The organism is Janthinobacterium salmonicoloratum, from assembly GCF_051380845.1.
Lineage (GTDB): Bacteria > Pseudomonadota > Gammaproteobacteria > Burkholderiales > Burkholderiaceae_D > Janthinobacterium > Janthinobacterium lividum_F.
The window spans coordinates 289,097-311,315 of record NZ_JBNYXV010000004.1; the positions used below are offsets into that span (position 1 = coordinate 289,097).

At 61.8% G+C, this 22,219-nt stretch carries 23 protein-coding genes; 7 read left to right on the top strand and 16 right to left on the bottom strand.

The window, feature by feature from the left end; translation table 11 throughout:
- Window positions 1-54: 54 nt before the first annotated feature.
- From trmD to rpsP, 3 genes are read right to left on the bottom strand one after another with little or no spacing between them, the layout of a single operon-like run.
- Window positions 55-801: a tRNA (guanosine(37)-N1)-methyltransferase TrmD gene (gene trmD, locus ACQ4WY_RS20955; RefSeq protein ID WP_035825412.1), complete on the bottom strand. Its 747-nt coding sequence runs from the start codon at window positions 799-801 to the stop codon at window positions 55-57.
- Window positions 802-851: 50 nt separating this feature from the next.
- Window positions 852-1,409 carry a ribosome maturation factor RimM gene (rimM, locus tag ACQ4WY_RS20960; protein ID WP_058051091.1) on the bottom strand — a complete coding sequence of 186 codons (558 nt, stop codon included), beginning with the start codon at window positions 1,407-1,409 and terminating at the stop codon, window positions 852-854.
- 13 nt (window positions 1,410-1,422) lie between these two features.
- Window positions 1,423-1,674, bottom strand: a complete 252-nt coding sequence (gene rpsP / locus ACQ4WY_RS20965) for a 30S ribosomal protein S16 (protein WP_010395524.1) — start codon at window positions 1,672-1,674, stop codon at window positions 1,423-1,425.
- Between the two features lie 277 nt (window positions 1,675-1,951).
- On the opposite strand from rpsP, the gene ACQ4WY_RS20970 reads away from it, so the two are divergent.
- Together ACQ4WY_RS20970 and ACQ4WY_RS20975 are read left to right on the top strand one after the other, a co-directional pair.
- Window positions 1,952-2,386 (top strand): NINE protein, encoded by a 435-nt coding sequence (locus ACQ4WY_RS20970; protein ID WP_436505708.1) that lies wholly within the window; start codon window positions 1,952-1,954, stop codon window positions 2,384-2,386.
- A 136-nt stretch (window positions 2,387-2,522) separates the two neighbouring features.
- Window positions 2,523-3,149: a glycine zipper 2TM domain-containing protein gene (locus ACQ4WY_RS20975; protein WP_353658590.1), complete on the top strand. Its 627-nt coding sequence runs from the start codon at window positions 2,523-2,525 to the stop codon at window positions 3,147-3,149.
- Between the two features lie 183 nt (window positions 3,150-3,332).
- On the opposite strand, the gene ACQ4WY_RS20980 is transcribed toward ACQ4WY_RS20975, so the two are convergent.
- The 6 genes from ACQ4WY_RS20980 to ACQ4WY_RS21005 form a co-directional block, all read right to left on the bottom strand.
- The gene (locus tag ACQ4WY_RS20980; protein ID WP_436505709.1) at window positions 3,333-5,123 is read right to left on the bottom strand and encodes an acyl-CoA dehydrogenase; all 1,791 of its coding nucleotides are present in this window, start codon (window positions 5,121-5,123) and stop codon (window positions 3,333-3,335) included.
- Window positions 5,124-5,215: 92 nt separating this feature from the next.
- Complete coding sequence (locus ACQ4WY_RS20985; RefSeq protein ID WP_436505711.1) at window positions 5,216-6,148, bottom strand: electron transfer flavoprotein subunit alpha/FixB family protein; 933 nt, start codon at window positions 6,146-6,148, stop codon at window positions 5,216-5,218.
- Window positions 6,149-6,190: 42 nt separating this feature from the next.
- Complete coding sequence (locus ACQ4WY_RS20990; RefSeq protein ID WP_099379460.1) at window positions 6,191-6,940, bottom strand: electron transfer flavoprotein subunit beta/FixA family protein; 750 nt, start codon at window positions 6,938-6,940, stop codon at window positions 6,191-6,193.
- Between the two features lie 256 nt (window positions 6,941-7,196).
- Window positions 7,197-7,424, bottom strand: coding sequence for a sulfurtransferase TusA family protein (locus ACQ4WY_RS20995; protein WP_010395510.1), 228 nt, complete (start codon window positions 7,422-7,424; stop codon window positions 7,197-7,199).
- A gap of 235 nt (window positions 7,425-7,659) precedes the next feature.
- A complete protein-coding gene (gene alaS, locus ACQ4WY_RS21000) occupies window positions 7,660-10,272 on the bottom strand; it encodes an alanine--tRNA ligase (RefSeq protein WP_436505713.1) in 2,613 nt (870 codons plus the stop codon).
- A 121-nt stretch (window positions 10,273-10,393) separates the two neighbouring features.
- Window positions 10,394-10,852 carry a Fur family transcriptional regulator gene (locus ACQ4WY_RS21005; protein ID WP_436505715.1) on the bottom strand — a complete coding sequence of 153 codons (459 nt, stop codon included), beginning with the start codon at window positions 10,850-10,852 and terminating at the stop codon, window positions 10,394-10,396.
- 157 nt (window positions 10,853-11,009) lie between these two features.
- On the opposite strand from ACQ4WY_RS21005, the gene ACQ4WY_RS21010 reads away from it, so the two are divergent.
- Window positions 11,010-13,061 (top strand): TonB-dependent receptor domain-containing protein, encoded by a 2,052-nt coding sequence (locus tag ACQ4WY_RS21010; protein ID WP_436505717.1) that lies wholly within the window; start codon window positions 11,010-11,012, stop codon window positions 13,059-13,061.
- A gap of 100 nt (window positions 13,062-13,161) precedes the next feature.
- On the opposite strand, the gene ugpQ is transcribed toward ACQ4WY_RS21010, so the two are convergent.
- A complete protein-coding gene (gene ugpQ / locus ACQ4WY_RS21015; protein WP_436505719.1) occupies window positions 13,162-13,902 on the bottom strand; it encodes a glycerophosphodiester phosphodiesterase in 741 nt (246 codons plus the stop codon).
- A gap of 199 nt (window positions 13,903-14,101) precedes the next feature.
- Here ugpQ and ACQ4WY_RS21020 point away from each other — a divergent pair, with 199 nt between their 5' ends.
- Both ACQ4WY_RS21020 and ACQ4WY_RS21025 read left to right on the top strand, forming a co-directional pair.
- A complete protein-coding gene (locus ACQ4WY_RS21020; RefSeq protein ID WP_436505721.1) occupies window positions 14,102-15,217 on the top strand; it encodes a sensor histidine kinase in 1,116 nt (371 codons plus the stop codon).
- Window positions 15,214-16,083, top strand: coding sequence for a LytR/AlgR family response regulator transcription factor (locus ACQ4WY_RS21025; RefSeq protein WP_436505723.1), 870 nt, complete (start codon window positions 15,214-15,216; stop codon window positions 16,081-16,083). Before ACQ4WY_RS21020 ends, ACQ4WY_RS21025 begins: the two co-directional genes overlap by 4 nt.
- A gap of 19 nt (window positions 16,084-16,102) precedes the next feature.
- On the opposite strand, the gene ACQ4WY_RS21030 is transcribed toward ACQ4WY_RS21025, so the two are convergent.
- On the bottom strand, window positions 16,103-16,429 hold the full coding sequence (locus tag ACQ4WY_RS21030; protein ID WP_353658598.1) for a hypothetical protein: 327 nt from the start codon (window positions 16,427-16,429) through the stop codon (window positions 16,103-16,105).
- Between the two features lie 167 nt (window positions 16,430-16,596).
- Here ACQ4WY_RS21030 and ACQ4WY_RS21035 point away from each other — a divergent pair, with 167 nt between their 5' ends.
- Window positions 16,597-17,244 (top strand): hypothetical protein, encoded by a 648-nt coding sequence (locus ACQ4WY_RS21035; RefSeq protein ID WP_436505725.1) that lies wholly within the window; start codon window positions 16,597-16,599, stop codon window positions 17,242-17,244.
- A 5-nt stretch (window positions 17,245-17,249) separates the two neighbouring features.
- On the opposite strand, the gene ACQ4WY_RS21040 is transcribed toward ACQ4WY_RS21035, so the two are convergent.
- Window positions 17,250-18,524: an MFS transporter gene (locus tag ACQ4WY_RS21040; protein ID WP_436505726.1), complete on the bottom strand. Its 1,275-nt coding sequence runs from the start codon at window positions 18,522-18,524 to the stop codon at window positions 17,250-17,252.
- A 109-nt stretch (window positions 18,525-18,633) separates the two neighbouring features.
- Here ACQ4WY_RS21040 and ACQ4WY_RS21045 point away from each other — a divergent pair, with 109 nt between their 5' ends.
- On the top strand, window positions 18,634-19,536 hold the full coding sequence (locus tag ACQ4WY_RS21045) for a LysR substrate-binding domain-containing protein (protein WP_436505728.1): 903 nt from the start codon (window positions 18,634-18,636) through the stop codon (window positions 19,534-19,536).
- Window positions 19,537-19,566: 30 nt separating this feature from the next.
- Here the strand turns inward: ACQ4WY_RS21045 and ACQ4WY_RS21050 are convergent, their stop codons facing one another.
- The 4 genes from ACQ4WY_RS21050 to ACQ4WY_RS21065 form a co-directional block, all read right to left on the bottom strand.
- Window positions 19,567-20,439 carry a hypothetical protein gene (locus ACQ4WY_RS21050; RefSeq protein ID WP_436505730.1) on the bottom strand — a complete coding sequence of 291 codons (873 nt, stop codon included), beginning with the start codon at window positions 20,437-20,439 and terminating at the stop codon, window positions 19,567-19,569.
- 19 nt (window positions 20,440-20,458) lie between these two features.
- The gene (locus ACQ4WY_RS21055; RefSeq protein WP_353658604.1) at window positions 20,459-21,250 is read right to left on the bottom strand and encodes a hypothetical protein; all 792 of its coding nucleotides are present in this window, start codon (window positions 21,248-21,250) and stop codon (window positions 20,459-20,461) included.
- Complete coding sequence (locus ACQ4WY_RS21060; protein WP_436505732.1) at window positions 21,240-21,752, bottom strand: hypothetical protein; 513 nt, start codon at window positions 21,750-21,752, stop codon at window positions 21,240-21,242. The genes ACQ4WY_RS21055 and ACQ4WY_RS21060 overlap by 11 nt, the downstream gene beginning before the upstream one ends.
- 105 nt (window positions 21,753-21,857) lie before the next feature.
- Window positions 21,858-22,151: a DnaJ domain-containing protein gene (locus tag ACQ4WY_RS21065; protein WP_096234166.1), complete on the bottom strand. Its 294-nt coding sequence runs from the start codon at window positions 22,149-22,151 to the stop codon at window positions 21,858-21,860.
- Window positions 22,152-22,219: the final 68 nt, after the last annotated feature.

The window sequence follows — 22,219 nt, forward strand, 5'->3', positions numbered from 1 at the left end:
TTGGGCAACATGCCCGGCACTGCAAAGCCACCCTGCTTGCCGTCCGAAAACGGCTTACAGACTGGCCAGGAATTTTTCGTCTGTCTTGCTGAGCAAGCCGGCGGCGCGCGCACTGACCAGCAGGTCAGGCCGCTTTGTCGCGGTCGCTTCCAGCATGCGCTGGCGGCGCCACTTGACGATCTCGGCATGATTGCCACCCATCAAGACGGGCGGCACGGCCATGCCTTCATATGTTTCCGGTCGCGTGTAGTGCGGCGAATCGAGCAAGCCATTGACGAAGCTGTCCTCGATGGCCGATGCCTCGGTGTTCAAGACACCCGGCAACAGGCGGATCACCGCATCCATCAGCGCCATGGCAGGCAATTCACCGCCCGACAGGACGAAGTCGCCGACACTAATTTCTTCGTCGACGCAACGGTCCAGCAAACGCTGGTCCACGGCTTCATAGCGGCCACACAGGATCACCAAACCAGGTTCGGCTTTCAGCTGCGTGACGCGCTCGTGCGTCAACGGACGGCCTTGCGGCGACATGAACACCACGCGGGGCGCCGCCAGTCCCAATTCGGTCTGGCGTTGCTTCGCGGCGTTAATTGTCGCTTCAAGGGGACGGGCCATCATCACCATGCCGGGGCCGCCGCCATACGGGCGGTCATCCACGGTACGGTGATTGTCGGTGGTGAAATCACGGGGATTCCACAGCGACAAGCCACATTTCCCCTGCTCGAAGGCGCGCCGGGTCACACCCGACTGCGTCAGCGCGGCAAACATTTCCGGGAACAGGGTCACGACATCAAATTGCATCGATCACCATCCTGCAACGTTTGCCCGGCGCATTGTTAAGCGCAGGCGGTTTAATAATCGAGGCCCCAGTCGACCGTGATCTTGTTGGCAGCCTTGTCAACATTAATGACAAACTGGCCAACAAACGGGATCAGGCGCTCAGGCGCCTTTTCAACGGTCTCATCGGCAGTGGCGACGGGGGTGACGCGCAAGATCGACTGCGGACCATTGCTCATCATGTCATGCACTGTGCCGAGGCACTCGCCTTGCAAATTCTCGACTGTCAGTCCGATCAGATCGGACCAATAAAATTCATCGGCCGTCAGCGTCGGGAAATGGCTACGCGGAATTTGCACAGAGACGCCTTTCAGCGCTTCTGCGGCATCCCGCCCGACCACACCCACCAGCTGGGCCACGACGTCGCCGCCGTGTAACTTCGCTTGCCTGACTTGAACATCATGCAAGGTCGGTTTATCAAACCACCAGGTTTTGACGCTTAATAATGCATCCGCGTCGTCGGAGAAAGGAGTGATCCTGACTCCGCCAGCAATGCCATAAGCACCGGAGACATAGCCTACCTGTACCAGGTCATCGGGGACTTTCACCCCGGATGCAGTCTTGACCGTCAAACCAGTGATCTAATTAAGCTGCTGCTTTGTTGTTGCTAGCTACCAGGCGAGCAACGGTTGGCGACAATTGTGCGCCAACGCCTTGCCAGTAGGCCAGACGGTCTGCGGTGATACGCAGTGGAACTTCGCCACCTTGCGCCATCGGGTTGTAAAAACCGATACGCTCAATGAAGCGACCATCGCGGCGATTGCGCGAATCAGTAGCGACGATGTTGAAGAACGGGCGCTTCTTGGCGCCTCCACGAGCTAAACGAATAACGACCATAATATTTCCAAAAAGTGTGCTGAGGCGGAAAAAGCCGCAAATTATAGCGCGCTTTACCGCCAGGCAGCAAGCGTTATGATGACGGGCGTGTAATTTGGGCTAATCAAACATTATGACCAGTCATGGCCGAAGACGCAATAGGCGCGTGCGTCTATCGTGCCGCCCATGGCTTGGAATCAGGCGAAATCATTACATAAACGCCACAGGAAAATGCTATCGTTGTGCGAGACGATGACCGATACTGGCAATCTTTAACGATGAGCAACTCTGGAGTTCCATGACCACCGCTACCATTTTGCAACAGTCGCACAAGAACAAGGCCTTCACGACACTACTGGCCTTCCTGCTGGGCATGCTGGGCGCGCACCGCTTCTACCTGCATGGCGCCAAAGACCGCTGGGGCTGGCTACACCTGGCCGCCCTGCCTGCCAGCTTGCTGCTGCGCCAGTTGTTTCCCGAGGCCGACTGGTTTTACCAGATACTGCCCTTGACCCTGTCCGCCCTGGGCGGCTTCCTGGAAGCGCTGGTCCTGGGCCTGATGCCGGACGACAAGTGGGATGCGCGCTACAACGCCGCCTCTGGCCGCCTGTCGGACACGGGCTGGCCCTTGGCCGTGGTATTGGTCGCTACCTTGATGCTAGGCGCAGGCGTGCTGATCGCCACCATGGCGCGCCTGTTCGACTTGCTGTACACAGGCGGTGCCTACGGTTAATTTCCATGCGGGCATGACATCAGATGACGCCCGCCGCACGCACATGTAAGTGTTGGTAAGCAATCATGATTTTCCTCTATACTGCATTCACAATGCCAACATTACTGGCACATTCCACACCCCCTAGGAGAAGATCATGATTCGTCGCCCACTCATCCTCGCAGTCGCCGTCACGGCCCTGTTCAGCACCTCCGCCTTCGCGCAAAACCTGTCGCCGAAGGCGCAATACGCCTACGATACGAAGCAAGCCAGCACCCGCTATGCGGACGACAAGAAATTGTGCGCAGAAGAAACCAGCTCGAAAGCCCGCATGCAGTGCCTGCGCGACGCCAAGGGCGAATACGACCAGGCCATCATCAACGCCAAGGCCGCGCAAAAAGCGGGCAATTCCTACGCCAGCCAGCCTTCCAAGCAGCCACAACATCAGATCTGCGCCGATTGCGGCAAAGTGCTGGCAGTCAACGTCGCTGAAAAAGCGGGCGAAGGCGGCGCCCTTGGCATGATCGGCGGCGGCGTGGCCGGCGCCCTGCTGGGCCGCCAGGTCGGCGGCGGACGCGGCAAGGACCTGGCCACCCTGGCCGGCGCCGCTGGCGGCGCGTATGCCGGCAAGCAAGTCGAAGGCCACATGAAGAACGCCAAGACGTGGACCGTCACCGTGCAATATGAAACGGGCGCCAAGGCCGATTTCGCATTTGACCAAGACCCTGGCCTCGCCGCTGGCGACTTGGTACGCAATTCGGGCAACGGCATCGCCCGCCGTTAAGAACGCAGGCAAAGCGTCCATGGCGGCGTTGCATTGTCTTGTCGCACTAGCGTGCTGTCTGCGACAAGGCGCCTTGCCCTGAACGCTTTCCCAAGCACTCTTGATAGAAATAAAAAAAGCGCTGGAGATCACTCTCCAGCGCTTTTTTTGCATTCGGCCAGCTTGAGCTGGCCAAGTTTCAACTTAAAACTGCTCTTCCGACAAGGCCATCACACCGGCGCTGCCGTCGATGATGGTGGCGCGCAAGCCCGGTGCTTGCGACAGGATGTGGTCGGCAAAGAAGCGCGCCGTGGCGATTTTTGCCTTGTAGAACGAGGCGTCGCCGCTGCCTTCCCCCAGCCTTTGCTGTGCCACCACGGCCGCGCGCGCCATTTGCCAGCCGCCCAGCACGATGCCGGCCAGTTTCAGGTACGGCACGCTGCCCGCAAACACGGCCTTGATATCCGTCTTCATGTTCGCCACCACGTATTCCACCACCGCTTCCAGCGCGGCACTGCCTTCGGCCAGGTGGCGCTGCATGGCCTGGAAGTCGGCGCCGGTCAGCTCGCCCAACTGGGCTTCCGTGGCACGCACCTGGGCGATGATGGCTTTCGCCACGGCGCCGCCGTCGCGCACCGTCTTGCGGCCCACGAGGTCGTTGGCTTGGATGGCCGTCGTGCCTTCGTAAATGGTGAGAATCTTGGCGTCGCGGTAATGCTGGGCGGCGCCTGTTTCCTCAATAAAACCCATGCCGCCGTGCACTTGCACGCCATCGCGCGTGACGTCCTGCGACATTTCCGTGGACCAGCCCTTGATGACGGGCACCAGGTATTCATAGGTCGCCAGGCTTTCCGCGCGCACGTCCGCCTCCGGATGGTGGTGCGCCACGTCGCTGATGGCCGCGCCCACGTAGGCCAGCGCGCGCGCCGCCTCCGTTTGCGAGCGCATCGACATCAACATGCGACGCACGTCCGGGTGGTGGATGATGGACACGGGGCCGGGCGAACCGGCCAGGTCGCGCGACTGCACGCGGTCTTTCGCGAACGCCACGGCCTGCTGGTAGGCGCGCTCGGCCAGGCCGATGCCTTGCAAGCCGACGCCGAAGCGGGCGGCGTTCATCATGATGAACATGTATTCGAGGCCACGGTTTTCCTCGCCCACCAGGGTGCCGATGGCGCCGCCGTGGTCGCCGAATTGCAGCACGGCCGTCGGGCTGGCCTTGATGCCCAGCTTGTGCTCGATGGAAACACAGTGCGCGTCATTGCGCTCACCGAGGCTGCCATCCGCGTTGACGAGGAATTTCGGCACGATGAACAGCGAAATGCCTTTTACGCCAGCGGGCGCGTCCGGCGTGCGGGCCAGCACCAGGTGGACGATGTTTTCCGCCATGTCGTGTTCGCCGTACGTGATGAAAATCTTCGTGCCGAAGACTTTATACGTACCGTCGCCCTGCGGCACGGCGCGCGTGCGCACGGCGGCCAGGTCCGACCCCGCTTGCGGCTCCGTCAGATTCATGGTGCCCGTCCACTTGCCCGACACCAGGTTTTCCAGGTAGACCGCCTTTTGCTCATCGCTGCCGGCCGTCAGCAGCGCCTCGATGGCGCCGTCCGACAACAGGGCGACCAAAGCGAAGGAGATGCTGGCCGAGTTGAGCATTTCGATGCAGGGCGTGGCCAGCAGCTTGGGCAAGCCCTGACCGCCGAACTGCGTCGGATGCTGCACGCCCTGCCAGCCCGCTTCGCCGTAAGCCTTGAACGCTTCCTTGAAGCCTTTCGAGGTCGTGACCTGGCCGTCGTGCCAGAAACTGGGCTCCTTGTCGCTGGGGCCGTTCAGGGGGGCCACCACGCCGCCGCAGAACTTGGCGTTCTCTTCCAGAACGGCTTCTGCCGTGTCCGGCGTGGCGTCTTCGCAGCCTGGCAAGGTGTGGATTTCGGCCAGGCCGGCCAGTTCGTTCATCACGAACAACATGTCTTTCAGCGGGGCTTGATAGCTCATCTTCTTTTCTCCAAGAAAAAAGCCACGCGCGGCTCGCCGTGTGGGGCGGGCCGGCGTGGCTTTGTCAGTAACAAAACCGGAAGGGGTGTGACTTAACCCAGTTCTTTGACCAGTTGCGGCACGATCTCGAACAGATCGCCCACGATGCCGTAGTCGGCCACGGCAAAGATCGGCGCTTCCGGATCCTTGTTAATGGCGACGATGGTTTTCGAGTCTTTCATGCCGGCCAGATGCTGGATCGCGCCCGAGATACCGACGGCGATGTACAGCGATGGCGCGACGATTTTGCCCGTCTGGCCCACTTGCCAGTCGTTCGGCACGAAGCCGGCGTCGACGGCGGCGCGCGAAGCACCCATGGCGGCGCCCAGCTTGTCGGCCAGAGGTTCCAGGATGTGGAAGTTCTCGGCCGAACCCATGCCACGGCCGCCCGACACGATGATTTTCGCGGCGGTCAGCTCAGGACGGTCGGACTTGGCAAGTTCGCGGCCCACGAAGGCCGATTTGCCGGCATCGGCAACGGCGGCGACGGTTTCGGTGGCAGCCGAACCGCCGGTGGCGGCAGCCGCGTCGAAACCGGTGGTGCGCACGGTGATGACCTTGATCTTGTCGCCAGATTGCACGGTGGCAATGGCGTTACCGGCGTAGATCGGGCGCTCGAACGTGTCGGGCGAATCGACCTTGGTGATTTCCGAGATTTGCGCTACGTCCAGCTTGGCGGCCACGCGCGGCAGGATGTTCTTGCCGTAGGCGGTGGCTGGCGCCAGGATGTGGCTGTAATTGCCGGCGATGGCCAGCACTTGCTCGGCCACGTTTTCGGCCAGGCCGTCGGCAAAGTATGGCGCGTCGGCCACGATGACTTTCGTCACGCCGGCGATTTGCGCTGCGGCAGCGGCGGCAGCCGCAGCGTTCGAGCCAGCGACGAGCACGTGCACGTCGCCGCCGCACTGGGCAGCCGCGGTCACGGTATGGTGGGTGCTGCCCTTTAAGGTAGCGTTGTCGTGTTCAGCAATAACTAATGCGACCATGATGTGTCCTGTAATTGTTCTGGATAAACGGCGAGGCCGCGCTTAGATGACTTTAGCTTCGGTACGCAGCTTGGCGACCAGCGTGGCGACGTCCGGGACCTTGATGCCGGCCGAGCGCTTGGCTGGCTCGACGACTTTCAGAGTCTTCAGGCGTGGCGCAACGTCGACGCCCAGGTCTTCCGGCTTGACGGTCTCGAGCGGCTTTTTCTTTGCCTTCATGATGTTTGGCAAGGTCACATAGCGTGGCTCGTTCAAACGCAGGTCGGTGGTGATGATTGCTGGCAAGGTCAATGCCAGGGTTTCCAGGCCGCCGTCGACTTCGCGGGTGACCGTGACTTTGCCGTCTTCCAGCACGACTTTCGAAGCGAACGTGGCTTGCGGCCAACCCAGCAGGGCTGCCAGCATCTGGCCGGTCTGGTTGCTGTCGTCATCGATGGCTTGCTTGCCCAGGATGATCAGTTGCGGCTGCTCTTTCTCAGCCAGGGCTTTCACCAGCTTGGCCACTGCCAGCGGTTCCAGTTCGGTCGTCGTTTCCACCAGGATGCCGCGGTCGGCGCCGATGGCCATGGCCGTGCGCAGGGTTTCCTGGCACTGCGTCACGCCGCAGGAGATGGCGACCACTTCAGTGACCTTGCCAGCTTCTTTCAGGCGCATCGCTTCTTCCAGCGCGATCTCATCGAAAGGGTTCATCGACATTTTGACGTTGGCGGTATCGACGCCAGTGCCGTCACTCTTGACGCGGACTTTGACGTTATAGTCGACCACGCGTTTGACGGGTACCAAGACTTTCATAGCTATGCCTTTGGGAAATTATAAAAATGACGGATCAAGTGCTGATTGTGCGTTCGATTATAAGAGAAATTTGAATCCTGAACCGAATTTAAGCACGAGCGTGCGATTTTTTGTTAGAGCAATCCGTCTAAATTGTCCAGCTTTGAGGATTTCAGGGGAGTCTGCCGCTACGCTGCAGGGCAGCAAAAGGGCGTGAAAGTGACGCACACGCCAGGGTATTCACCAGGCCGCGCCACGGCGGCCCCGGCTGGCAGAATTATTTGCGTTGCATCAGGAAGACGAATTCGGTGCCCGTCTGCACGTGCGACAGCAGGGCATTGCCCGTTTGCTTGGCGAAAGCCTGGAAGTCGCGCACGGAACCGGGATCGGTTGCCATGATGCGCAGCACTTCCCCGCTCTGCAGCTCTGACAAAGCCTTTTTCGCCTTCAGAATCGGCAAGGGGCAATTCAAGCCGCGCGCGTCGAGTTCTTTGTGAAATTCCATAATCTCGGTATCAAGTAGTGTGTCGCTCATCATCAATATCCCGCCATTTTTGTTGTACTGATTTTCGACATACTACTCTAAATCAGGGGCATTGACGCGCTGCACCAAAATAGTTCATCGGCTGTTGTGGTGTCACAACGAGATTCCACACGGCAAAACGGCCCACAAACAGTGTCTGCGGGCCGTTTTCAAGGGGCTGTGGGGCGAAAACCCCGCATGCCCCCTAGCTTACGCCTTATTTTGCGCGTTCGCCGACCCAGGCCAGCACGCCAGCCAGGGCGTTCGCCAGGCCGCTAGCATCGGTGCCGCCCGCCTGCGCCATATCGGGGCGTCCGCCGCCTTTTCCGCCCACTTGCTGTGCAACGAAGTTCACCAGCTCACCCGCTTTGACCTTGGAAGTCGCGTCCGCCGTCACGCCGGCGATCAGGCTGACCTTACCATCAGTTACGCTGGCCAGCACGATGGCAGCCGTTTTCAGCTTGTCCTTCAGCTTGTCCATGGTTTCGCGCAAACGGGCCACGTCGGCGCCTTCCAGCACGGCCGCCAACACCTTGATGCCGTTGACATCGACGGCTTGCGTGACCAGTTCATCGCCCTGGCCCGAGGCCAGTTTCGATTTCAGCGCGGCCAGTTCCTTCTCCAGCGCCTTCACATGGTCTTGCACCTGGACGATGCGGGCAGTCAGCTCTTCCGGCTGCGCCTTCAGCGCGTTGGCCGCTTCGACCAGGCGGCGGTTGATGGTTTGCACCAGCGCCAGCGCGCCCTCGCCCGTCACGGCCTCGACGCGGCGGATGCCGGCGGCAACGCCGCTTTCGCCGATGATCTTGAACAGGCCGATGTCGCCCGTGCGCTGCACATGGACGCCGCCGCACAGTTCTTTCGAGCTGCCGATGTCGAGCACGCGCACTTCGTCGCCGTATTTCTCGCCGAACAGGGCCATCGCACCATGCTTGACGGCATCGTCAAACGACATCAGGTGGGCTTGCGTGGCGCGGTTTTCCAGGATCTCTTTGTTGACGATGGTTTCCACGGCGGCGATTTGCTCGGCCGTCATCGGCGCATTGTGGCTGAAATCGAAACGGGTTTTGTCCGGGTCAACCAGCGAACCCTTTTGCGCCACGTGGCTGCCCAGCACTTCGCGCAAGGCCTTGTGCATCAAGTGCGTGGCCGAGTGGTTGCGGATGGTGCGCGCGCGCTTGGCCGTGTCGACTTGCGCCGAGACGGCGTCGCCTACCGTCAACACGCCCGACTCGAGCACGCCGTGATGGCCGAACACGTCAGCCTGGATTTTCAGGGTGTCGCTGACGGCAAAGCTGCCCGCGCCCGAGGAGATCACGCCCTGGTCGCCCACCTGGCCGCCCGATTCCGCGTAGAACGGTGTGGTGTCGAGCACGACGATGCCATCCTGGCCCGCTTTCAGTTCAGCTACCTGCGTACCGGCTGCGTACAGCGCCACGACCTTGCTGCTGAACGTCAGTTGATCGTAGCCGACGAAGGTATTTTTCTCGCCCGTGTACTCGACCTTGCTGTCCTTGTGCGTCTTGCCGCCCTTGCGCGACAGTTCCTGGCTTTCCTTCAGGGCCGCGTCGTAGCCAACCTGGTCGAACGTGATATTGCGTTCGCGGCAGATGTCGGCCGTCAGGTCTGGCGGGAAGCCGTAGGTTTCGTAGAGGGTGAAGGCGGTGGCACCGTCGATGCCCGTGGCATCCTTGGCCAGCTGCGCTTCCAGCACTTTCATGCCCGTTTCCAGGGTTTCGCCGAAACGCTCTTCCTCGGCTTTCAGCATGTTGGCGACGTTTTCTTTCGCTTCTTCCAGCTCCGGATAGGCGCCACCCATCTCGATGGCGAGATCGGCCACCAGCTTGTAGAAGAACGGTTTCGTCTGGCCCAGCTTGTGGCCATGGCGCAAGGCGCGGCGGATGATGCGGCGCAAGACATACGCGCGGCCTTCGCTGCCCGGAATGATGCCGTCGACGATCATGAAGGCGGCGGCGCGGATGTGGTCGGCGATCACGCGCAGCGACTTGTTTTCCAGGTCCGTGGCGCCTGTTTCGCGCGCGGCAGCCTTGATCAGGTGCTGGAACAGGTCGATTTCATAGTTCGAATGCACGTGCTGCAGCACGGCGGCCAGACGCTCCATGCCCATACCCGTGTCCACGCACGGCTTCGGCAGCTTGTGCATGACGCCCGCTTCGTCGCGGTTGAATTGCATGAACACCAGGTTCCAGATTTCAATGAAACGGTCGCCATCTTCGTCTGGCGAGCCCGGCGGGCCGCCAGGAATGTCGGCGCCGTGGTCGTAGAAAATTTCCGTGCACGGACCGCATGGGCCCGTGTCAGCCATCTGCCAGAAATTGTCGGACGCGTAGCGCGCACCCTTGTTGTCGCCGATGCGGATGATGCGCTCGACGGGCACGCCGATTTCTTTCGCCCAGATGTCATACGCTTCGTCATCTTCGATGTACACGGTGACGGTCAGCTTGTCGGCCGGCAAGCCGTACACCTTGGTCAGCAGTTCCCACGCGTATTGAATCGCATCGCGCTTGAAATAGTCGCCAAAGCTGAAGTTGCCCAGCATTTCAAAGAAAGTATGGTGGCGCGCCGTGTAGCCGACGTTTTCCAGGTCGTTGTGCTTGCCGCCGGCGCGCACGCAGCGCTGCACCGAGGTGGCACGCGTGTACGGACGGCTGTCCGTACCCGTAAACACATCCTTGAATTGCACCATGCCGCTGTTCGTCAACAGCAAGGTCGGATCGTTGCCTGGCACCAGGGAGCTGGAACGGACGATGGAATGGCCCTTGGACTCGAAAAATTTGAGGAACTTGTCGCGGATTTCAGTTGATTTCATGTTTTTTTGGCAAAGAGTGGCGGCAGCTTTAAAGGAAAGATTATACGTGATATGGGTACGGGAATTGACGCCGGGCGGGCAGCATTGTTGCAAGCCTGCCCAGCAATGCTGCCCTGCCCGCTCAGGCCGGGTCGTGCTGGCTGGCGCAGGTATGTGGTGCAGGCGAGACCTTGGCAGCAGCAGCGGATGCCGTGGCGCCTTCGGCGGCATTGCAGTCGGCGCAGCGGCCGTACAGAGTCAGTTCGTGGCGCTCGACAACAAAGCCTTGCGGCGCCATGCGCTTCAAGTCGCCCGGGCAATCATGCACGTCGAACACGCGCTGGCACGTGGTGCACTGGAAATGGTGGTGGTGGTGATTGGCGGCCGTGTTTGACTCATAACGCGGGTTTTCACCCGGCAAGGTCACCACGTGCACCTTTTCTTCCAGCACCAAGGACTTCAAGTTGCGGTAAACGGTGGCGATGCCCAGTTGCGTCACTTGCAAGCTGGCCTGTTCGAGGATTTCCTGCGCCGACAAGGGGCGCTGGGCCGACTCGATAGCGGCTTGAATAGCGGTTTTTTGACGTGTTGTGCGTTCCATAGCCAACAGAATACACCATCCGCCTGTATCTACCGCCCGGAAAAACTGTCACACAGTAATGATAATGGGTTATCATTATCATCTTAGGGCAGGAATTTACCTTCCACGCGCTGCCCCAACCCTGCCAACACCGATAGCCGATAAGGAATTCTTGCCCATGTCCGTCCGTCCTCACCAACCCACTCCCCTCGCGCTGGCCATCATGCTGGCCTTTGCTACCCCCGCCAGCGCACTGGCGCAGCAGGCGGCCACATTGCCTGCCGTCACCGTCTCGGCCAGCGCCCTGGCCCTGGGCAGCGACGACATGAGCACACCAGTTACCGTACTGGAAGGCGAAGCACTGGTGCTGGCAAGGGCCGCGACCCTCGGCGAAACCCTGGCTGGCCAGCCCGGCATCACCTCCAGCCATTTCGGTGCCGGCGCCAGCCGCCCCATCATTCGCGGCATGGATGGCCCGCGCGTCAAAGTGTTGGCCGATGGCGCCGAAGTGCAGGATGCGTCGACCATCAGCCCAGACCATGCCGTGGCGGCCGAACCGATGCTGTCGGAACAGATTGAAGTGCTGCGCGGCCCGTCCGCGCTGGCGTATGGCGGCGGCGCCGTCGGTGGCGTCGTCAATGTGATCGACAAGAAAATACCCACGCGCGTGCCGGCGAAAGGTATTGAAGGCAGCGCGGAAGTGCGCGCCAACTCGGCGGCGCGCGAAAAGGCGGGCGCCTTTGAAGTGACTGGCGGCTCCGGCAACATCGCCTTCCACGCGGAAGGCGTCAAGCGCGACGCGAAAGAATACAAGGTCGGCAGCGGCTGGGAAGGCGGCTCCAGGGTAGCCGGCAGCTACAACAAGACCGACACGGGCAGCGTGGGCGTGTCGTGGGTGGGATCGCGCGGTTTCCTGGGCCTGGCCTTCACCAGCCAGCATGCGGAATACGGCTTGCCCGGCCACAACCATGAATTCGAGAGCTGCCACCCGCATGGCGCCCACCTGCATTGCGGCGGCCACGAAGGCCACGACCATGGCGATGAGGCGGAACATGACCATGAGCACGGCAGCGTGCCGTACGTGAAACTCAAAAGCGAACGCTGGGACGTGCGCGGCGAATTGCGCGATCCCGTGCCAGGCTTCGCCAAGCTGCGCCTGCGCGCCGCGTTCACCGACTACAAGCACGACGAAATCGAAGGCACGGAAATCGCCACCACCTTCAAGAACAAGGGCCACGATGCGCGCCTGGAAATGGAACACCATCCCGTCTTCGGCTGGCGCGGCGTGGTGGGCCTGCAAACGTCGAAGCGCGATTTCTCGGCCCTGGGCGAGGAAGCGTACGTGGCGCCGACGGTAACGAAGAAACACGCCGCTTTCCTGGTGGAAGAATACAAGCTCGACCAATGGCGCTTCGAAGCGGGCTTGCGCCACGAATGGCAAGACATCACGGTCGACAGCGCCACTTTGCAGGACCGCAGCGCCAAGGGCACCTCGATCTCGCTGGGCGCCGTGTGGAAATTCGCGCCCCAGTATTCGCTCGGTTCGACCATCTCGCGCACGCACCGTTTGCCCAGCGCCGAGGAACTATATGCGCACGGCGTGCACATGGCCACCGCCACGTATGAGCTGGGCAATCAAAACCTGGGCAAGGAAACGTCGAACAATATTGACTTGACCTTGCGCAAATATGCGGGCGCCACGACCTTCTCGGCCAGCGCCTACCGCAACAAGGTCGACAACTACATCTTCGGCAGCACGCTGGACAACCACGAAGGCTTCCAGCTGATCCAGTACGCCCAGCGCGATGCCACGTTCACGGGCGTGGAAGGACAGGTTCGCCAGCAGCTGAATCCCATGTTTGGCGCCAGCGTGTTCGGCGATTACGTCAGGGCCAAGCTGGCCGACGGTGGCGGCAACTTGCCGCGCATCCCTGCCCAGCGCGTCGGCGTGAAGTTCGATGCCAACTGGCAGGCGTGGAGCGGCGTGGCCGAGTTCTACCGCGTGGGCAAGCAGGACAAGGTCGCCGCTTTCGAGACGGCAACGCCGGGCTACAACATGCTGAACCTCAGTGCCAACTACGACACGCGCATCGGCACGACGCCGGCCCAGTTCTACATCAAGGCCAACAACCTGACGAATGAACTGGCGTACAGCCACACCTCGTTCATCAAGAACGCGGCGCCTTTGACGGGGCGCAATGTCACGGTAGGCATGCGCGTGACTTTCTAGTAGCACCTGACATAAGCTACTGCGCGTCGTGATATACGGCCTGCGATGCTCGCTACGCTTCTGTCAGGCGCTGTCAAGCTGAGATTGAGCCGAGAGCTTGTCAGCTTGACTTGATCAGATCGATCCGGTCCGTGCAAAAACCGTCCACGCCCCAGGCCAGCAGCTCGCTGGCCCGTTCCGGGGTGTTGACGGTGTAGCAGAACAGCCCGTATCCCGCGTCCTTTACCTCTCGCGCCAGCTCCGGCGTCAGTTGCTGGTGGTCGCAATGGATCGCCACCACGCCCAATTCCTTCGCTGTCCGCGCCCAGTCATCCGGTATCTGTTCGACCAGCCAGCCGCGCGCCAGTTCCGGCGCCGCATGGTGCGCCGCGCCCAGCGCTGCGATACTGAAGGAAGACAAGAGCGGCAACAATTCGCCAGCCGCGATTTCTTGCGCAAAGTAATCGCGCGTGGCGCGCGCCACCACCGTCCCTGTCTGCACGTCGAAGCCGGGCGCCGGCTTGATTTCGATATTCATCCAGATGCGCTGCGCCTTGCAATACGCCACCACGGCCTCGAACGTGGGCACGCCCTCGCCGGCGAATTCAGGGCCGAACCAGACGCCCGCCTCCATGGCCCCCAGCTGCGCGGCCGTGTAATCATTGATATGGCCGCTGCCAGCCACGGTACGGCCCAGCTCGGGGTCATGCACGACGACGGGCACGCCGTCGGACGCCAGCATGACGTCGAATTCCACGGCGCGATAGCCATAGGCCAGGCCGCAGCGCAGGGCAGCCAAGGTGTTTTCAGGCGCCAGAGTGCCGCCGCCGCGGTGCGCCAGGGTACGTGGATAGGGCCACATGGGGGGTTCCTTTATTGCAAATTTACCGGTTCAAGGCTGTCTTGCCACACTATCGCGCGCCACTCCTGAAAAGTAAAGCGACCCCGTTTGGCGACGCGCCGCTGCGAATGGCGATGCACCAGCCCCGTTTCGTCGCAGCCCTGTTGCACGCTTGCCTGCGCTGGCACACAATGCCCCATCGCTACCAGCAGACACCGCCATGAAATCAGACGCCCCCTCCGCCGAAGCGCCCGCCAAGCGCCGCTTCCCCTACTACCGCATGCTGCTCGATGCGCGCTATGCGGTGGTGCTGAACGTGATCTGCGCGCTGGTCATTACCTTCATCCTCAACCCGGGCAGCCATTTTGGACAAAACCTGGTAGCCTCGATGTGCATCGGCACGATCGCCTTCCTGCTGATCGACGGCATGCGCCTGACTTTATGGGGCGAAGGCCAACGGCCCAGATTCCTGCCCTTCATGCTCATCATCCTGCTTTCCGTGCCCGCGGCACAAATGCTGGGCCTGATCCTGTTCGGCTGGCTGACGGGCGTGGACGTGGGCGGCGTCGAGAACATGCTGCCCACGCAAATGATGGGCACGCTCGTGTTCACCCTGCTGGCCACGGGCGGCGCCGTGCTGTTTTTCTCCAGCCGCGAAAAGATTGCTCGCCTGCAAATGATGGCTGCCGAGGAAAAGGCCCGCGCCGAATCCGTGGCGCGCCAGGCTATGCAGGCCCAGCTGCAGCTGCTGCAGGCGCAAATAGAACCGCACATGCTGTTCAACACGCTGGCCAATCTGCAGGGCCTGATCAGCTTTGACCCGGACCGCGCCCAATTGCTGCTCGACCAGTTGATCCAGTACTTGCGCGCCACCCTGAGTTCCTCGCGCGCCGAATCCACCACCCTGGAGCAGGAATTTTCCCTGATGCAAGCCTACCTGGGCCTGATGTCCATCCGCATGGGCGCGCGCCTGAGCTTTACGCTGGACTTGCCCGAGGCCTTGCGCCCGGTCAAGGTGCCGCCCATGCTGCTGCAGCCGCTGGTGGAAAACGCCATCCAGCACGGCCTGGAACCGAAGATCGAAGGCGGCCACATCCACGTGCAGGCATCCACGGACGCTGGCGTCCTCATCCTCACCGTCAGCGACGATGGCCTGGGCCTCGACCATCCGGGCCAGACCAAGGGCACGCATCTGGGCGTAGCAAATATCCGTGAACGCCTGCGCGGCATGCATGGCGATGCCGCCAGCCTGTCGCTGGCCGCCAACCATCCGGCCGGCGCGACCGCCCGCCTGACACTCCCTTTTCCACCCACCATCACGAGTCCCCTCGCATGAGCAAACACACCCCGCGCGCACCACGCGCCTTGATCGCCGAAGACGAACCCATCCTCGCCGCCGCCCTCGCGCACGCCTTGCAGCGGCTGTGGCCGGAACTCGACATTGTCGCCACTTGCCCCAACGGCGTGGACGCCTTGCGGCAAGGCCTGGCGCTGCAGCCCGACATCCTATTCCTCGACATCAAAATGCCAGGCAAGACGGGGCTGGAAGCGGCCGAGGAACTGGCAGAACAGTGGCCCGACGGCATTCCGTTTCCCCACATCGTGTTCGTCACCGCCTATGATGAATACGCACTGGCCGCCTTCGAGCACGCGGCCGCCGATTACGTCTTAAAACCCGTCAACGATGCGCGCCTGGGCAAGACCGTAGAACGCCTGCAGCAGCGCTTGCGCGACAGCGCCGGCGGCAGCGGCGCCGCTACGGCAACCCCAGCGCCAGCCGCGACAGTGCCGCCTACGGCGCCGGCAGCAGAGTCCGTCAGCGACGACAACATGGCCCGCTTGCTGAGCCAGCTGCAAGCCATGCTGCCGCCCGCCCCGCGCCTGCAAATGATACGGGCGGCCGTCGGCAACAGCGTGCGCATGATCGCCCTGGCCGACGTCGTGTATTTCGAAGCGCTGGACAAATACATCAACGTCGTGTGCCAGGACAGCGAAGCGCTGATACGCACGAGCCTGAAGGAGTTGCTGCCCCAACTGGACCCGCAACAATTCTGGCAAATCCACCGGGGCACCATCGTCAACGCCAGCGCCATCGCCACGGCCGTGCGCGACGAGGCGGGCAAGCTGTCACTGACCCTGCGCCAGCACCCGGCGCAGCTGCGCGTCAGTCCTTTATATGCCCATCTGTTCCGCCAGATGTAAAACGTTCAAGAGGTGAGACCTAGTGCAGATGGTGCTTCAGGTCCGACAGCTCATCGTGGACCTTGAGCACCGCGCTCTTCATTTCTGGCGTCACGCTGGACGCCGTGCCGCATGCCCGCTTGGCACGGTCGCCCAAGGACTCCATCTGGTCGACGGCTTGTCGGATGCGCGCATCGTCTTGCGTGTCGATGGCTTGCCGCACGGCGCTCTTTTGCTGGTCCAGCTGGTTGATGCAATCCTTCAAGTCCATGGGCATGCCCAGCTGCTTGCCGCACAGCTGGGCCGCCTGGCCGATCGCGTGTTCAATGGCGCCAAAGCGCCGTGCCACTTCCTTTACTTGCATCATGATGATCTCCTGTTCGCGTGGTATCCGGGTTGGATCGCCAAGCTGGCACTGGGTTCCCTGCTCACGGCCAGGGCATCGAAATTTCCGTGTGGCACTTTTTTGTAAGCACGTGTGACATTTTAGATAATTATCAAATCCCTCAGATACATTGGCGTACCTGAACCACCATGCCATCCATGACCTCGTTGCCCATCCTGCCCCGCCGCGCTCCCGGCCTGCTGCTAATCGTCCTGCTGCATGCGGGGCTGGCATATGTCATCGTGCAGTCACGCCCCCGCCTTGCCACCGACGAAAACCTGCCGCGGGGTCCGGCCATCACCTGGCTGCGCTACACCACCCCGGCGCCGCCCAAGCCAGTACCCGTACCGTTGCCCAGCACAGCCGCCGCAAGAGTGCCGCGCCTGTCTGTGCCGGCACCCATCAGCCGGCCCGTGCCCCCTTCCACCGTCGAACAGGCGCCAGCGCCAGCAACGCCAGAAGCGATCACGGTCGTCGCGCCACCCAGCGCCGCCGACATCCTGGCGCAAGCCAAGCGCGACGTGGGCAAGATCGACAGGGACTTGCGCAAGGAATTCCCGCAGCGGGGAGAGCAAAAACTGGATGACACCGCGTTCAAGCGCATGCAGCAAGGCTTTGCCGAGGCCTACGCCGCCGTGCCGCCAAAATGGTATGAAGCGTCAAAAATCGAGGAAGTGGGCGCGAATGCGGCCAAAGGCAGCCGCACCTACAAGATCACCAGCGCGCTGGGCACCTTGTGCGTGACCACGCGCGCAGGCAAGAATGGGGAAACGATGATCGGCAACTGCCCCAAATAGCCGCTTCAGCCCACGGCTTCGCGCGCCCCCAGCGGCTGCAAATGGCGCAGGCGCAAGGCGATCAGCACGCCTCCCCCCAGGCACAGGCCCAGCATGATGATGACGCCCGTCCAGCCGTCGAAGCCCCACATCATGCCCGAGGCGGAACCGATCAGGCTCGAGCCCAGGTAGTAGAACAGCAGATAAAAGGCCGAGGCCAGCGCCTGCGGCGCGCGTGCGCGGCGGCTGACCCAGCTGCTGGCAATCGAATGCGAGGCGAAGAAGCCGAAGGTGGCCAGCGCCATGCCGATGACGATCAGCGGCAGGGAATCGAACAGGGTCAATAAAATGCCGGACAGCATCACCGACAGCATGATCCACAGCACACCCCGGCGCCCCAGACGGTCCACCAGGCGGCCCGCCCAGACGGAACTGAAGATGCCGATCAGGTACAAAAAGGCCAGCAAGCCGACCGTGCTCTGACGCAAGCCAAATGGCGCGGCCAGCAGGCGGTAGCCGATGTAGTTATACAGGCTGACGAAACAGCCCATCAGCACGAACGCCAGGCAAAACAGCCACGGCAAGCCCTGGTCGGAAAAATGCTGCTTGATGGCATGCGGCAGCGCATTCCAGCCCTTGGTGCTGGGCACGAAGTTTTTTGATGCGGGCAGGCTGCGCCAGAATTCCGCCGCCGCCAGCACGCCAGCCACGCCCAGCACGCCCAGGGCCCAGCGCCACGACAGGAAATCGCTGAGCATGGATGCCACCAGCCGTCCCGACATGCCGCCAAACGCGCTGCCGGCAATATACAGACCCATCGACAGGCCCAAGGATGGCCCCTCGATTTCTTCGCCCAGATAGGCCATGGCCACGGCCGGCATGCCGCCCAAGGCCACGCCCAGCGCGGCGCGAATGGCCAGCAATTGCGCGTAATCCTGCGCGAAGGCGGACAAAATGGTCAACATCGCGGCGGAAAACATCGACGCTACCATCAGCGGCTTGCGCCCGACCCTGTCGGAGACGGCGCTGAGCAGCACCAGCGAGATGGCCAGCAAGCCGCTGGACACGGACAAGGACCAGCTGCTTTGCGCCGGCGTCAAATGAAACTGCTGCGACAACAGGGGAAACAGGGGCTGGATGCAATACAGCAGGCTGAAGGTGGAAAAGCCGCCGAAGAACAGCGCACGGTTGCTGCGCTTGAATTCGATGGAACCTTTGGCGATGGCCGAGCGGGGAGCAGGAGCAACAGGTGAAAGCGCCGGGGTGGTGGCGGAGGCATACGCGAGCGATGAATCAGACATGGCCATGTTTCGAAAGAGGAAGCGAGTCTTCATCTTAGGATTGCCAACTCATATCGTCCAATATATATTCAAGGCCCAACTCATACTTTAAAACGATTACTGGATCAACATGGAACTGCGCCACCTGCGTTACTTTGTCGCCGTCGCCGAAGAGCTGCACTTCACGCGCGCGGCCGAGCGCCTGCACATCGGCCAGCCGCCGCTGAGCCAGCAAATCCAGGCGCTGGAAAGGGAATTGGATGCGCAGTTGTTCGAGCGCAACAAACGCTCCGTGCGCCTGACGGAAGCAGGCCGCCTTTTCCTCGACGATGCGCGGCGCATCCTGGCGCTGTCGGAACAGGCGGCCGTCACGGCGCGCAGGGCGCAGCGGGGCGAAGCGGGCGAATTGCGTATCGGTTTTACCTTTTCCACGCCGTTTACGCCGTATTTCGCCACCGTCATCAACCGCTACCGCCAGCAATTCCCGCATGTCACCCTGACCTTGCATGAAATGGCGACCCTGCATCAGCTGGAAGCGATCTCGGGCAGGACGATGGACCTGGGCTTCGTGCGCCCGCCGGAAACGACGTATCCGGACGATATCCGCCTGACGGAACTGCGCAAGGACCCGCTGTTCCTCGTGCTGCCTGTCGCCCACGCGCTGGCGGCCAAGGACGCCATTGCCATTGCCGACATGGCGGGCGAAGGCTTTGTGATGTATCCCAGGGATGCGGGCACGGGGATTTATCCGCAGATCTTCCGTTTGTGCAAGGCGGCCGGCTTCGTGCCCCAGGTGGCGCAGGAAGCGGGCGAAGCGTCGACCATCATCGGCCTGGTGGCGGCCGGCTGCGGCATTTCCGTGCTGCCCTCCTCGTTCGACCGCATCCGCATGGATGGCGTGTGCTACCGCCCGATCGCCGACCCGCTGGCGACGACCAGTCTGTTACTGGCGCAAAGGGAAGAAGAGACGTCGCCGCTGGTGGCGGCGTTCGTGAAACTGGCCGAGGAAGCGGCACTGGAAGGGGGAGCGTAGACCGGCAGACGCCGGCCCACGTGAACTGCGTTACGAGTAATCCGCATCCAGCTCGGAACCGGCATAATTTTCCAGGTCCTCGAACAGGCTCTTCATGCTGGCCCGCGTGAGGATTTTATGCACGACGGTGCAGCTGCGCCGGTACGAAGCGATGCGGTCGAGCAGCACCGGGTGATGCTGCACGGGCACCTTGGCCACCAGGGCGGCCCAGCCTTCCTCGAAATCGGGCTTGTTCTTGCGCACGGAACGCACAAAGCGTTCAAACTCCTTTTGACCCGTGCGCGCGATGATGCGTCCGCCGCCTTCGATGGCGAAGATGATGGCCAGGGCGATGACGCCCTCGGCATTCAAGTCGCTGTCGCTGACGGGGCCGTTGTCATGGTGACGGCGCAGCCAGCCGGCCAGGCGCACCACGGCTTGCACTTCCTTGCGCTGTTGCAATTGCACCGCATACTTTTCATAGCCGGCCCAGTTCTGGTTCGGGTCAGCCTGGCAAATATCGATGAACAGCTCGCGCAGGCGGCGCGCAAGGTAGACGGGGTCCTGGTCATATTCACCGACGAGGGCGTCTTCCGGCAACTGCGACAGCTCCTTGATCAGGCGAAAGCCCACCTGGAATGCGTGCTCGGCGCCATGCTCGACGAGGAAGTCGAGCGCGGCCTGGTCGCCTTCATGCGTGACGGCCTGTTCCAGGCCAAGGGACACGCCGCCCACCGTCAAATACAACGCTTTCTGGATGCCGTCGGCCGTGCGTTCATTCGTGAACTTCTCGGCCACCATGGCCGTGATGCCCGTCAATTCATCGGCCAGGTTCAGCGCCGCGTCTTCGCGCGAGTCGCCCGGCAACAGTTTGATGGCGCGCACCAGGCGCGGAAGATTCTCTACAACAATTGCTGGCAGCATTAGACGTTCCCTGCTTTCATTACGAGAAAATGCCGGTGCCCAGGCTGCGGCGCGTGCTGGAGCGCGGCGCGCTGCGCGTGCTCGGCACTTGCTTGCGCAGGCGGTACAGCAATTCCTTGGTACTACGCTGCAACATGGTCGGTTCTTCGTCCGGGTCGTCCGAGTATTCCGCATCGGCCAGGTCGGCGCTGTGGCGGAAGTCGGGGAACAGTTCGAACAGCGAGCGGTCCCAGCCGTCTTCATTGGCTTGCGCCAGCTCGATGGCCAGCGGCACGACGTCGTTGTCGGACGAAGTCACGCCCGTCACGTACGGTCCCTTGATGACGATCTCTCCCGCCACTTCGAGGATTTCCTTCGGCGCCATCGAGAACAGGATGGCGAACGCCGTGGCGCCCCAGTCAGTGGCGGACGCTTCCAGCAGCAGCTCGCGGCGGCGCTCGGCGTCGTCGGTGGAAAACACCACGCCGTGGATGTGCGCGAACAGCGACTCGGCGATGCGCTCCGGATCATCCTCGATCTGGTCGTCACTCCAGGTGGCTGCGATGAAGGCCAGGCTGTCGGCCCAGGCTTTCGGCGGCACCAGCAAGGTTGCCAGCGACATCTTGCCGCCGTCAAAGCCGGCCAGGTGCAGGGCCGTCACTTGCGGCGGGATGGCGCTCAGCACTTCCACCACGGCAAGGTCGCCATACTGGTCGGCCGCGTCGGCAAACGCCTGCTCGGCGTGGCCCAGTGAACCGGACAGCACCAATTCCGTGACCTGCTTGGTCAGCGCGGGAAGATTGCTCTTTTGATCATCCTTATTATCGGCCATGGTCATCTCCATCCTGGTCAAACATCTGGGCGAAATCGTCGGTGGCTTCGTCTTCGTCGCGCTCGTCGTCGCCGTCGTCATTGGCGGCCAGCTGGTCGAGCGACTGGTCGTCGTCGTCCCACAGGCGCGGATTCTTGTGCAAAAAGGCCGTGATGATGGCCTGGCGCGCCAGGTCGGGGAAGCTCTCTTCGATGGCGGCGTACATCTTCGCCGCTTCCGGCGCGGCGCACGTGGCCATGGAAAACACGCGGGCCGGGTCGCCGAACTCGTAGTCTTCGCTTTCGGCCAGCAAGCCTTTCGGGTCGCTGAAGGTGATGTGGTCGACCAGCGCGAAGGCCAGCATGTTCACGTCTTCGATGCCGCCGCCGCTGGCGTACTCGCTCACCAGTGCGTCTACCATGCTTTTGTAGTTCTTGCGGTTCGGCGGGTCGCCGAGGATGCCATCGATCTGGCCTTCCAGCTCGCGCGACTGGTACGCAAATTCAGGGTGTACTCTTCTCATGCTGTGCTTTCCAATGTGATGCGCGGTACTTTTACATAAAAGCAAAAGCACCATTGTTTGTTGTTTTTTAAATCATTCAGGCTGGCCGGGCAGCCGCCAGCAGGCTTAATCTGCCGGCAGGACGGTGCCATGCAGGCGGAACACGCCGCACCACAGGGCATACGCTTCCGCTTCCGGGTCGATAATGATGCGGTGGTTCACGCTCTGGTCGTATTCGGCGCGCTTGACCGGGTCGGCCAGGATTTCATACGCCTTGGTGACGCTCTTGAAGCGCGCCTCGGCGCCGGGGGCCTGGTTGCGGTCGGGGTGGAAACGCATGGCCAGCGAACGGTAAACCTTCTTGATTTCATCGTCGCTGGCATTGGGTGCGACACCGAGGACGTTATATAAATTTTCCATAAATGGCTCCGGGGTCACGTTTTGTTTGCTAATTAAAGGCGAATTATCCTATAGAACGGCGCCCGCGT

What these genes read in the sequence shown, in the direction of transcription:
- ACQ4WY_RS20985 (WP_436505711.1), bottom strand. Translation starts at nt 6,148, where the DNA reads ATGGTCGCATTAGTTATTGCTGAACACGACAACGCTACCTTAAAGGGC.
- ACQ4WY_RS21045 (WP_436505728.1), top strand. Translation starts at nt 18,634, where the DNA reads ATGGAACTGCGCCACCTGCGTTACTTTGTCGCCGTCGCCGAAGAGCTG.
- rpsP (WP_010395524.1), bottom strand. Translation starts at nt 1,674, where the DNA reads ATGGTCGTTATTCGTTTAGCTCGTGGAGGCGCCAAGAAGCGCCCGTTC.
- ACQ4WY_RS21040 (WP_436505726.1), bottom strand. Translation starts at nt 18,524, where the DNA reads ATGTCTGATTCATCGCTCGCGTATGCCTCCGCCACCACCCCGGCGCTT.
- ACQ4WY_RS20990 (WP_099379460.1), bottom strand. Translation starts at nt 6,940, where the DNA reads ATGAAAGTCTTGGTACCCGTCAAACGCGTGGTCGACTATAACGTCAAA.
- ACQ4WY_RS20980 (WP_436505709.1), bottom strand. Translation starts at nt 5,123, where the DNA reads ATGAGCTATCAAGCCCCGCTGAAAGACATGTTGTTCGTGATGAACGAA.
- ACQ4WY_RS20970 (WP_436505708.1), top strand. Translation starts at nt 1,952, where the DNA reads ATGACCACCGCTACCATTTTGCAACAGTCGCACAAGAACAAGGCCTTC.
- ACQ4WY_RS21050 (WP_436505730.1), bottom strand. Translation starts at nt 20,439, where the DNA reads ATGCTGCCAGCAATTGTTGTAGAGAATCTTCCGCGCCTGGTGCGCGCC.
- ACQ4WY_RS21035 (WP_436505725.1), top strand. Translation starts at nt 16,597, where the DNA reads ATGCCATCCATGACCTCGTTGCCCATCCTGCCCCGCCGCGCTCCCGGC.
- ACQ4WY_RS20975 (WP_353658590.1), top strand. Translation starts at nt 2,523, where the DNA reads ATGATTCGTCGCCCACTCATCCTCGCAGTCGCCGTCACGGCCCTGTTC.
- ACQ4WY_RS21005 (WP_436505715.1), bottom strand. Translation starts at nt 10,852, where the DNA reads ATGGAACGCACAACACGTCAAAAAACCGCTATTCAAGCCGCTATCGAG.
- trmD (WP_035825412.1), bottom strand. Translation starts at nt 801, where the DNA reads ATGCAATTTGATGTCGTGACCCTGTTCCCGGAAATGTTTGCCGCGCTG.
- ACQ4WY_RS20995 (WP_010395510.1), bottom strand. Translation starts at nt 7,424, where the DNA reads ATGGAATTTCACAAAGAACTCGACGCGCGCGGCTTGAATTGCCCCTTG.
- ACQ4WY_RS21020 (WP_436505721.1), top strand. Translation starts at nt 14,102, where the DNA reads ATGAAATCAGACGCCCCCTCCGCCGAAGCGCCCGCCAAGCGCCGCTTC.
- ACQ4WY_RS21030 (WP_353658598.1), bottom strand. Translation starts at nt 16,429, where the DNA reads ATGATGCAAGTAAAGGAAGTGGCACGGCGCTTTGGCGCCATTGAACAC.
- ugpQ (WP_436505719.1), bottom strand. Translation starts at nt 13,902, where the DNA reads ATGTGGCCCTATCCACGTACCCTGGCGCACCGCGGCGGCGGCACTCTG.
- alaS (WP_436505713.1), bottom strand. Translation starts at nt 10,272, where the DNA reads ATGAAATCAACTGAAATCCGCGACAAGTTCCTCAAATTTTTCGAGTCC.
- ACQ4WY_RS21025 (WP_436505723.1), top strand. Translation starts at nt 15,214, where the DNA reads ATGAGCAAACACACCCCGCGCGCACCACGCGCCTTGATCGCCGAAGAC.
- ACQ4WY_RS21065 (WP_096234166.1), bottom strand. Translation starts at nt 22,151, where the DNA reads ATGGAAAATTTATATAACGTCCTCGGTGTCGCACCCAATGCCAGCGAC.
- ACQ4WY_RS21010 (WP_436505717.1), top strand. Translation starts at nt 11,010, where the DNA reads ATGTCCGTCCGTCCTCACCAACCCACTCCCCTCGCGCTGGCCATCATG.
- ACQ4WY_RS21055 (WP_353658604.1), bottom strand. Translation starts at nt 21,250, where the DNA reads ATGGCCGATAATAAGGATGATCAAAAGAGCAATCTTCCCGCGCTGACC.
- ACQ4WY_RS21060 (WP_436505732.1), bottom strand. Translation starts at nt 21,752, where the DNA reads ATGAGAAGAGTACACCCTGAATTTGCGTACCAGTCGCGCGAGCTGGAA.